The 9,043-nt window shown below is 62.5% G+C and carries 10 protein-coding genes and 1 pseudogene; 6 read left to right on the plus strand and 5 right to left on the minus strand.

Annotated elements, in window-relative coordinates; genetic code table 11:
* Nucleotides 1-693 (plus strand): amidase family protein (locus DOU50_RS02375; protein ID WP_265589603.1); only part of this gene is annotated, 693 nt, incomplete at its 5' end.
* Entirely contained in the window at nt 690-1,076 is a 387-nt protein-coding gene (gene hpxZ / locus DOU50_RS02380) for an oxalurate catabolism protein HpxZ (RefSeq protein ID WP_032649007.1), read from the plus strand. The genes DOU50_RS02375 and hpxZ, both read left to right, overlap by 4 nt.
* Before the next feature lie 42 nt (nt 1,077-1,118).
* On the opposite strand, the gene puuE is transcribed toward hpxZ, so the two are convergent.
* The 3 genes and pseudogenes from puuE to DOU50_RS02395 form a co-directional block, all read right to left on the minus strand.
* Nucleotides 1,119-2,051, minus strand: a complete 933-nt coding sequence (gene puuE / locus DOU50_RS02385; RefSeq protein WP_148768704.1) for an allantoinase PuuE — start codon at nt 2,049-2,051, stop codon at nt 1,119-1,121.
* Nucleotides 1,939-2,807 (minus strand): annotated as a pseudogene (locus DOU50_RS02390) (aspartate/glutamate racemase family protein); the annotation flags it as partial. The pseudogene DOU50_RS02390 and the gene puuE, both read right to left, overlap by 113 nt.
* Entirely contained in the window at nt 2,807-3,523 is a 717-nt protein-coding gene (locus DOU50_RS02395; protein ID WP_148768705.1) for a GntR family transcriptional regulator, read from the minus strand. The pseudogene DOU50_RS02390 and the gene DOU50_RS02395, both read right to left, overlap by 1 nt.
* A 144-nt stretch (nt 3,524-3,667) precedes the next feature.
* On the opposite strand from DOU50_RS02395, the gene DOU50_RS02400 reads away from it, so the two are divergent.
* Together DOU50_RS02400 and guaD are read left to right on the plus strand one after the other, a co-directional pair.
* Nucleotides 3,668-5,164 (plus strand): NCS1 family nucleobase:cation symporter-1, encoded by a 1,497-nt coding sequence (locus DOU50_RS02400; protein ID WP_008499855.1) that lies wholly within the window; start codon nt 3,668-3,670, stop codon nt 5,162-5,164.
* Nucleotides 5,165-5,266: 102 nt separating this feature from the next.
* On the plus strand, nt 5,267-6,583 hold the full coding sequence (gene guaD, locus DOU50_RS02405; protein ID WP_148768706.1) for a guanine deaminase: 1,317 nt from the start codon (nt 5,267-5,269) through the stop codon (nt 6,581-6,583).
* Here guaD and uraH read toward each other — a convergent pair.
* Nucleotides 6,563-6,886, minus strand: coding sequence for a hydroxyisourate hydrolase (gene uraH / locus DOU50_RS02410; protein WP_148768707.1), 324 nt, complete (start codon nt 6,884-6,886; stop codon nt 6,563-6,565). The genes guaD and uraH overlap by 21 nt on opposite strands.
* Nucleotides 6,883-7,383, minus strand: a complete 501-nt coding sequence (uraD, locus tag DOU50_RS02415) for a 2-oxo-4-hydroxy-4-carboxy-5-ureidoimidazoline decarboxylase (protein WP_148768708.1) — start codon at nt 7,381-7,383, stop codon at nt 6,883-6,885. Before uraD ends, uraH begins: the two co-directional genes overlap by 4 nt.
* Nucleotides 7,384-7,622: 239 nt before the next feature.
* Here uraD and hpxO point away from each other — a divergent pair, with 239 nt between their 5' ends.
* The gene (gene hpxO / locus DOU50_RS02420) at nt 7,623-8,777 is read left to right on the plus strand and encodes an FAD-dependent urate hydroxylase HpxO (RefSeq protein ID WP_148768709.1); all 1,155 of its coding nucleotides are present in this window, start codon (nt 7,623-7,625) and stop codon (nt 8,775-8,777) included.
* 17 nt (nt 8,778-8,794) lie between these two features.
* Nucleotides 8,795-9,043, plus strand: a 249-nt coding sequence (locus DOU50_RS02425) for a Rieske 2Fe-2S domain-containing protein (RefSeq protein ID WP_148768710.1), incomplete at its 3' end; no start/stop codon positions are given.

The raw sequence follows: 9,043 nt of genomic DNA on the forward strand, positions 1-9,043 counted from the left end.
ACCAGCGACGGTTTTCAGGCAGAGAGCTCCCGCGAGCAGACGCGCCCCCTGCTCGATCGCGGGCTTGACGGCCTGCGCTGCGCGGTGCTCGGCGGCTACTTCACCACCTGGTGCGACACGGACGCCAGAGACGCCGTGGCGCGGGTGGCGAAGGCGCTCGATGTGCAGGATGAGCTGCAGTTCCCGGACGCCGAGCTGGCGCGCTCTGCGGCGTTTATCATCAGCGCCTCGGAAGGGGGAAACCAGTACCTGCCCGCGCTTCGCCGCGAGCCCGAGCGCTTTGAGCCGCACTCCCGCGAACGCCTGCTGGCCGGGGCGATGATCCCCTCCGCCTGGTACATTCAGGCCCAGCGGTTCCGCGCACACGCCCGGCAGGCGTTTAAAACCCTGTTCGCGCAGGCCGACGTGCTGATCGCCCCGGCCACCCCGCGCAGCGCCACGCTGGCGGGCGAGCAGACCATGGAAATTAACGGTCAGCTGCTGCCCATTCGCGCCAGCATGGGGATGCTGACTCAGCCAATTTCGTTTTTGGGCCTGCCCGTGACCACCGTTCCGCTGCGTACCGCGCAGGGTGCGCCTATCGGCCTGCAGCTGATTGCCGCGCCGTTTAACGAGCAGGCCTGCCTGCGCGTCGCGCGGGTTCTGGAGGAGAGCGGCATCACCGATGCCCGTCCGGCGGAGATAGCAGCATGATGAATCACGATGATATTAACCTCCCGTGGGTGGTTGCCGAGGTGACGGCCGCGTTTTACCGCTATGAGGACGCGCTGGTGAGCAACAACGTTGCGGTGCTGGACGAGCTGTTCTGGCACGACAAAAACACGGTGCGGCTGGGGGCGGGTGAAAACCTGTACGGGATTGATGAAATCCGCGCCTTTCGTGCGGCGCGCCCCGCCGCCGGGCTGCAGCGGACGCTGCGCCACACCGTCATCACCACCTTCGGAGAGGATTATGCCGTGTGCAGCACCGAGTTTACACGGGAGAGCACGGAACGCATTGGCCGCCAGCAGCAGACGTGGGTGCGGTTTGCCTACGGATGGCGGATCGTGGCGGCGCAGGTGAGTTTGATGTCGTAGGCCGGGTAAGGCGCAGCCGCCACCCGGCAAAACATCGCACACTTACTTCTGAAACGGATGCACCTCCCGCCAGTGGTCGGCAATCTGCTGGCGGGTACAGACCCACACCCGCTCGTGCTGCTGCACATAATCCAGGAACCGCTGCAGCGCGCGAAAACGCCCCGGTCGCCCCAGCAGGCGGCAGTGCATGCCGATGGACATCATCTTCGGCGCGCTTTCCCCCTCTTCGTACAGCACGTCAAAACTGTCCTTCAGATACGTATAAAACTGCTCGGCGGTGTTAAACCCCTGCGCGGTGGCGAAGCGCATGTCGTTCGCATCCAGCGTATAGGGCACAATCAGGTGCGGTTTGCGGGCGCCGTCGCCGCAGGCCACTTCCGTCCAGAAGGGCAAATCGTCGCCGTAGTAGTCGCTGTCGTAGTCGAAGCCGCCGTGCTCCACCACCAGCTGGCGGGTGTTGGGACTGTCGCGCCCGGTGTACCAGCCCGTCGGCGGCTTGCCGAACAGGTCGGTCAGCACCTGCACCGCTTTGTGCAGGTGTTCGCGCTCCTGTTGGATATCCATGTGCTGATAGTGGATCCAGCGCCAGCCGTGGCTGACCACGTCGTAATCCGCCGCCTTGATTGCCTCGACGATCTCCGGGTGACGCGCCAGCGCCATCGCCACGCCGAAGACCGTCAGCGGCAGGCCGCGTTTCTGAAATTCATTATGGATCCGCCAGAACCCGGCGCGGCTGCCGTATTCGTAGAGGGAGTCCATCGACATGTGTCTGTCCGGGTAGCTGGCCGCGCCGATGATGTCCGACAGGAACTGCTCGGAACCGGCATCGCCGTGCAGAACGTGGTTTTCCGCCCCTTCTTCGTAATTGAGCACAAACTGCACGGCGATGCGCGCCTGATTCGGCCACCGCGCGTGCGGCGGGTTGCCCGCGTAGCCGCGCAGATCCCGCGGATAATTCTGTTCGAAAAGCCCCATTGCCACCCCCAAAAATTAAAATGAATTCAATGCCTGAAAATGCCCGCTTAACGCTTTGTTCTCCGGGAACGCCAGATCCCCGTGCTTGCTGGTCGACAGCCCCAGCGCCACCAGCGATTCCACCATCTTCACCGCCGCGCTGACGCCGTCGATCACCGGCACGCGCAGCTCACGGGTCAGCTCCTGCGCCAGCGTCGCCATGCCGCCGCAGCCCAGCACGATGGCGCCGCAGCCGTCCTCTTTCAGCGCCTGTATACAGCGCGCGCGCACTTTCTCCTGCGCCAGACCGCTACCGTCTTCCAGCGCCAGTACCGGAAGGTCGATGGCGTGCAGCGCCGCGCAATGGTCCTGAAAGCCATACTGGTGCAGCAGATGACGGGCAATAATCAGCGTGCGCGGCAGCGTGGTGACCACCGAAAAGCGCGTCGCGACCAGCGTCGCCATATGCATAGCGGCTTCGGCGATGCCGATAACCGGCCCCTGCGCCAGCTCCCGCGCCGCCAGCAGGCCCGGATCGCCAAAGCAGGCGATCACGTGACCGTCCACGCCCTGCTCCCTGCCTTTTTTGATCTGTTCCAGGACACCAACGGCGGCGATGGCCTCATCAAAGTGGCCTTCTATAGACGGCACGCCCGCGCTCGGGCAGACCGCGAGGATCTCCGTCCCGGGTGCCGCCACCGCGCGGGCCGCCGCGCCGATGGTTTCCGTCATCGCGAGGCTGGTGTTGGGGTTGATCACTTGTATACAGACAGACATTACGACTCCTTGTGGCCGGCAAACAGCCGGGCAAAATCAGGCAGGCACTCGCCCGCCCGCTCGAAGCAGAGGCTGGCGACGATATGTTCAAAATGGTGCATTAAGGCATCGCTGAGCGGCTCAAGCGCCTTCTGGCGCAGCAGATCCACCAGCTGCTCGTGATCGTTGCAGCGGCAGCCCTGACGCCACGGCGCTCCCCAGGTGGCAATCACCAGCGACGAGCGCTGACTCAGGCCGGTAACCATCTCAGTGAGCACCTGGTTGCCGGAGATGGCCTGCAGCTGAATGTGGAAATTGGCGGAGTGGCGAATCGCCGCCGGGCCGTCATAGGCCTCGTGCGCCTGCTGCTCCTGGCGAATAATGGCTTCCAGCGCGGCAAGATGCGGCGGCTGGCTGTGCGCCAGCACGTCCGGCAGGTTGGCGACCTCCAGCAGAGCGCGGGTGCGGAAGATGTGCTGCGCCTCTCCCACCGTCGGGCTGGCGACGTGTGCACCACGCTTGGGCGTCAGGGTGACCATTTGCACAGCCGCGAGTCGTTGAAGCACCTTGCGGATGCCCGTGCGGCTCACGCCAAAGACCTCGGCCAGCGCCTCTTCCGGCAGTTTGCTCCCCGGCAGCAGCTGGTGTTCGACAATCGCGGTCATCAGCGCCTGAAAGATCGATTCGTCTTTGTCATGCAGGTCTGGCGCGGTCTGCAGGGCGTTTATGTTGTTCATTTACCACTCCGAATTTTACTTTCCGTTATCGAATCGTATACATAAAAATAAAATATTGCATACAAGATTTATTATTTTGGCCTGGATCCTGCAACACCGTTTGCACTCCCACTCAACGGGTTTTCATTCACAGGAGCAGGTTTCATGCCAAACAGTCAAAACGCGCAGCAGGGTACGGCCGCTGATTCCGGTGCGGTTTACAGCCCACGTCTTTGCAATGAGGATCTGGCACCGACGCGTGACCAGAACTGGAGCTGGTACAACATCTTTTCGTTCTGGATGTCGGACGTTCACAGCATGGGGGGTTATGTTGTCGCCGCGAGCTTCTTTACGCTCGGGCTGGCAAGCTGGCAGGTGCTGCTCTGCCTGCTGGTGGGGATTTGCATCGTGCAGCTGTGCGCCAACCTGGTGGCCAAACCGAGCCAGATGGCGGGCGTGCCCTATGCGGTGATCAGCCGTCAGGCGTTTGGCGTCTTCGGGGCCAATATTCCGGCTGTGATCCGCGGGCTTATCGCCTTTGCGTGGTACGGGATTCAGACCTATCTCGCCGCCAACGCCCTGATGCTGGTGGCGCTGAAGTTCTGGCCGTCGCTCTCTTCACTCACTACCGGCGCATTCCTGGGCCTGTCGCATCTGGGCTGGATCTGCTTTGCCATTATGTGGGTCCTGCAGGCGATGGTCTTCTGGCATGGCATGAGCGCCATCAAGCGCTTTATTGATATCGCCGGTCCGGCGGTCTACGTGGTGATGCTGGCCCTCGCCGGCTGGATTGTATACAAGACCGGATTTGACGGGATCTCCTTTACCCTCGCCAGCAAATCCCTGAGCGCGGGCGAGCAGACCTGGCAGATGATCACCGCCACCGCGCTGGTGGTCTCCTACTTCTCCGGCCCGCTGCTCAACTTTGGTGATTTCTCCCGCTACGGCAAAAGCATGGGCGAGATCCGCCGCGGCAACCGCTGGGGGCTGCCGTTTAACTTCCTGCTGTTCTCCATCGTCACCGTGGTGATTGTCTCCGGCACCCAGTCGCTGTTTGGCCGCATGATCACCGATCCGATCGAGACCGTCAGCCGCGTAGGCAACGATCTGGCCGTGGCGATTGGCCTGCTGACGATGATCACCGCCACCATCGGGATCAACATCGTGGCGAACTTCGTCTCGCCGGCATTTGATTTCTCGAACTGCTCGCCGCAGAAGATCAGCTTCCGCACCGGGGGCATGATTGCCGCCGTCGGCTCGATCCTGCTCACCCCGTGGAACCTGTTCAACTCGCCGGAGCTTATCCACTACACCCTGGACGTGCTCGGGGCGTTTATCGGCCCGCTGTTCGGCATTCTGATTGCCGACTTCTACCTGATTAAGCGCGGCAAGGTATCGGTCGACGATCTGTTCGACGACACGCCAAAGGGCAAATACTGGTACCGCAACGGCTTTAACCCGAAAGCCATTGGGGCGCTGATCCCGTCCGTTGCCGTGGGCCTGGTCATTAGCTTTATCCCGGCCCTGCATGAGGTGGCGAACTTCAGCTGGTTTATCGGCGTCTTCCTGGGGGGCGTCACCTACCGCTGGCTGGCGCGGGAAGAGCGCGAAACGGCAGGCGCGACGTCGTTCGGCTCCCGCGTGGCAACGCAAAAAGAGTAACCCCTTCCCTCCGGCCGCAGCGTATCTGCGGCCCGTTCATTCTGGCACCGTTCTTGCTGAGCCTTATCACCCCGCTACGCAAACACGAAGGCAGGAACCATGATGGAATACCAGACTGCGATACGCGGTGCTTTTTTTGATATTGCCCGGGTCTGCGACAGCGCAGACGCCATTGCCCAACACGCGCGCTACCTTGAGGACGGACTGCTGTTTATCCAGAATGGAAAAATTCTGGCACAGATGCCGTGGCAGGAGGGCGAGCAGTATCTTGACCCGCACATAGGCTATACCGACCTGCGCGGCAGGCTGCTGCTGCCCGGTTTTGTTGACACCCACGTCCACTATCCGCAAACGGAGATGATCGGCGCCTTTGGCGAACAGCTGCTGGAGTGGCTGACCACCTACACCTTCCCGGTGGAGAGCCAGTTTTCCGATGAAGCCTACGCGAAAGAGATCGCCGAATTTTTCATACAGCAGCTGGTGAGCAACGGCACCACCACCGCGCTGGTGTTTTGCACGCTGCATCCGGAATCGGTCGAGGCGCTGTTTACCGAGGCCCTGCGCCTGAACATGCGCCTTATCGCCGGAAAGGTGATGATGGACAGACACACGCCGGACTACCTGAGCGAAGACGCGAAGCAGAGCTACCGACAGACGCGGGCGCTGATCCAGCGCTGGCATCACCGTGGACGCCTGGGCTACGCCATTACGCCGCGCTTTGCCCCGACCTCATCCCCCGAGCTGCTTGCGGCGGTCAGCCTACTCAGAGAGGAGTATCCGGATACCTGGCTGCAGACCCACCTGAGCGAAAACCCCAACGAAGTGGCCTGGGTAAGCGACCTCTGGCCGGAGCACGAGCGCTATCTGGACGTGTATCACCACTACGGCCTGACCGGCGAGCGCAGCGTGTTTGCCCACGCGATTCACCTTCACCACAGCGAGTGGCAGTGCCTGCATGACACCGGCTCGGCGGTGGCGTTTTGCCCCACCTCTAACCTGTTTCTCGGCAGCGGGCTGTTTCGCCTGCCCGCCTGCTGGCAGCACAGGGTGCGGATGGGCATCGGCACCGACGTCGGGGCGGGCACGACCTTCAGCATGCTGCGCACCCTGGGGGAAGCCTACAAGGTGGGCCAGCTTCAGAGCTACCGCCTGCGCGCCAGCGAGGCGTTTTATCACGCCACGCTGGGCGGCGCGCACGCCCTCCGGCTGGACGATAAGATTGGCAACTTCACGCCCGGCAAAGAGGCGGATTTCGTGGTTATCGATCCTGACGTAACGCCGCTGCAGCGCCTGCGCAATCGTCGCTGCCAGGATATCCACGAGCAACTCTTTGTGCTGATGACCCTGGGCGACGAGCGCAACATCAGCGAGACCTGGGTCAACGGCGAGCGGGTATGGTCAACTACCCCGGTAGGTTGACCACCCGCCGGGCGCAATCACAAACGGCAGATGGAAATGCTCGTCTGCCGTTTCTCCCGTCACAAAATCAATTTGCGCACAGGGGTAGAGCGTGTCGCGACCGGTTTCGCGAAACCACGCGCCGATCTCCGCTACCAGCCGATAGTGGCCCGCGGGCAGAGAGGGAACGAACGCGGCGATGCGCCCCTGGGCGTTGGTCACCCCCGTGGCCAGCGTCTTCCCGCCCTGTTGCAGATGAACCGTTACGCCTTCTGCGGGTTTGCCCGTCGAAATATCAAGAATATGGGTGCTGAGTGTGCTCATTCGCTAATGACTCCTTCCAGCCGTAGCAGCGTAATTTCCCGCAGCTGTTCCAGCGCGGCACGGATTTCCTGCGCGTCGCTGTTTTCCAGCCGCGCGTGCAGGGCCTGTAATATCTCCTCGCCGCTGCGGCCCTTCGCGCGGATTAGAAAGATGCGCCCAAAGCGGGCTTCGTAGCGGGCATTGCCTTCACGCAGCGCCTGCGCAAGGGCGGCATCGCGATCGTTCACCGCGCCCTGTTCCTGGCGCGACAGCGCCGCCTCCGCCCGCGCGCCCGCGGGCTTTTCCCCGATGCGCGGATGGGCGCTCAATGCTTGCGTTAATGCCGCTTCGTCCCAGCGTTGCGCCAGGGCCTGCGCCGCAATGAACAAGGCTTCCCGGCTCGAATAAGGCCGCCCGTCAACCAACGCGTCGGCCCAGCCGGGTATCGCCACGCAGGGCTGAAGCAGCGTAAGAGCGTCTTTCTCAGGAAGCTGATTGAAGTCGTGCAGTGCGATCATAGGTTCTCCTTGATTATCCTCCTTTAGGTTATTGCACAAACCACGCCACTCTTGAGGCAGATGTGAAACAGTCGATTCCGGATGGCTGACCAGGAAATTTTTGATTCAAAAAAAGGCACGCTCACCGCGTTTGCGCACCTTAGCAGTGCAAACCTCTCACTCACAACGCCGTTTTCGCCACTCTGCAGCCTGGTACGCAAATTGCTGAACGTCTTTACACCCTGCAAAAGGAGAGAAGCATGAGAGCAATCGTTATTGGCGCGGGTATTGGCGGCCTGAGCGCCGCCGTCGCGCTGAAAAAAGCGGGCATCGACTGTACCGTATTTGAAGCCGTAAAGGAGATCAGGCCCGTCGGGGCGGCCATCTCCATCTGGCCGAACGGCGTGAAATGCATGCAGCACCTCGGCATGGGCGACATCATCGAGACCTGGGGCGGGCCGATGCGTTTTATGGCCTATAAGGATTACCGGCGCGGCGATACCCTGACCCGCTTTAGCCTTGCCCCGCTGGTTGAGCGTACCGGCGGGCGTCCCTGCCCCGTCTCGCGCGCTGAGCTTCAGCGCGAAATGCTGGACTTCTGGGGGCGCGACAAGGTGCAGTTCGGCAAGCGCGTCGAACGCGTCCATGAAGACGACGCTGGCGTGAGCGTCACCTTCACCGATGGCAGCACAGCTGCCGGGGATTTCCTGATTGCCGCCGACGGCAGCCACTCGGCGGTTCGCCCGTACGTGCTGGGGTACACGCCGGAGCGCCGCTACGCCGGCTACGTGAACTGGAACGGGCTGGTGAAGATTGACGAGGAGATCGCCCCGGCGCACCAGTGGACCACCTTCGTTGGCGAAGGCAAACGCGTGTCGCTGATGCCCGTCTCCGGCGGACGCTTCTACTTCTTTTTTGACGTGCCGCTCCCTGCGGGCCTGGCGGAGGATCGCACCACCCTGCGCGCCGATCTCACGGGCTACTTCCGCGGCTGGGCGCCGCCTGTGCAGACGCTTATCGCGGCGCTGGATCCTGACACCACCAATCGCATTGAGATCCACGACATCGAGCCATTCGACAGCCTGGTGCGCGGCAACGTCGCGCTGCTCGGCGATGCCGCGCACAGCACCACGCCGGATATCGGCCAGGGCGGCTGTGCGGCCATGGAAGATGCGGTAGTGCTGGGGGAATGCCTGCGTGAAAACCACAGCATCACGCTGGCGCTGCGGCAGTACGAGGCGCTGCGCTGCGACCGGGTGCGCGATCTGGTGCTGAAGGCGCGTAAGCGCTGCGACGTCACCCACGGCAAAGACATGGCGTTGACGCAGGCCTGGTATCAGGAGCTTCGAGAGGAGACCGGAGAGCGCATCATCAACGGTCTGTGCGAGACCATTCAGGGCGGCCCGTTAGGCTAAACGTAAGAGGGACAACGATGAAAAGAGAACCGACTCCACCCGCCCACTGCACGTTTGAGCCAGAGGACTGGCTGCGTCTGGCGAAATGCTGGCATCCGGTCGCGCGCGCCTGCGACGTCGGCCCGGCGCCGGTTAAAGCGACGCTGCTGGATGAACAGCTGGTGATTTACCGGATCCACGACCAGGTCGTGGTCGCCCGTGACGTCTGCCCGCACCGCGGCGTGCCGCTGACGCTCGGCTATCACGACGAGCACGGGATCGTCTGC

Origin of the sequence: Enterobacter sp. C6 (assembly GCF_008122455.1) — a bacterium.
Classification (GTDB): Bacteria; Pseudomonadota; Gammaproteobacteria; order Enterobacterales; family Enterobacteriaceae; genus Enterobacter; species Enterobacter pseudoroggenkampii.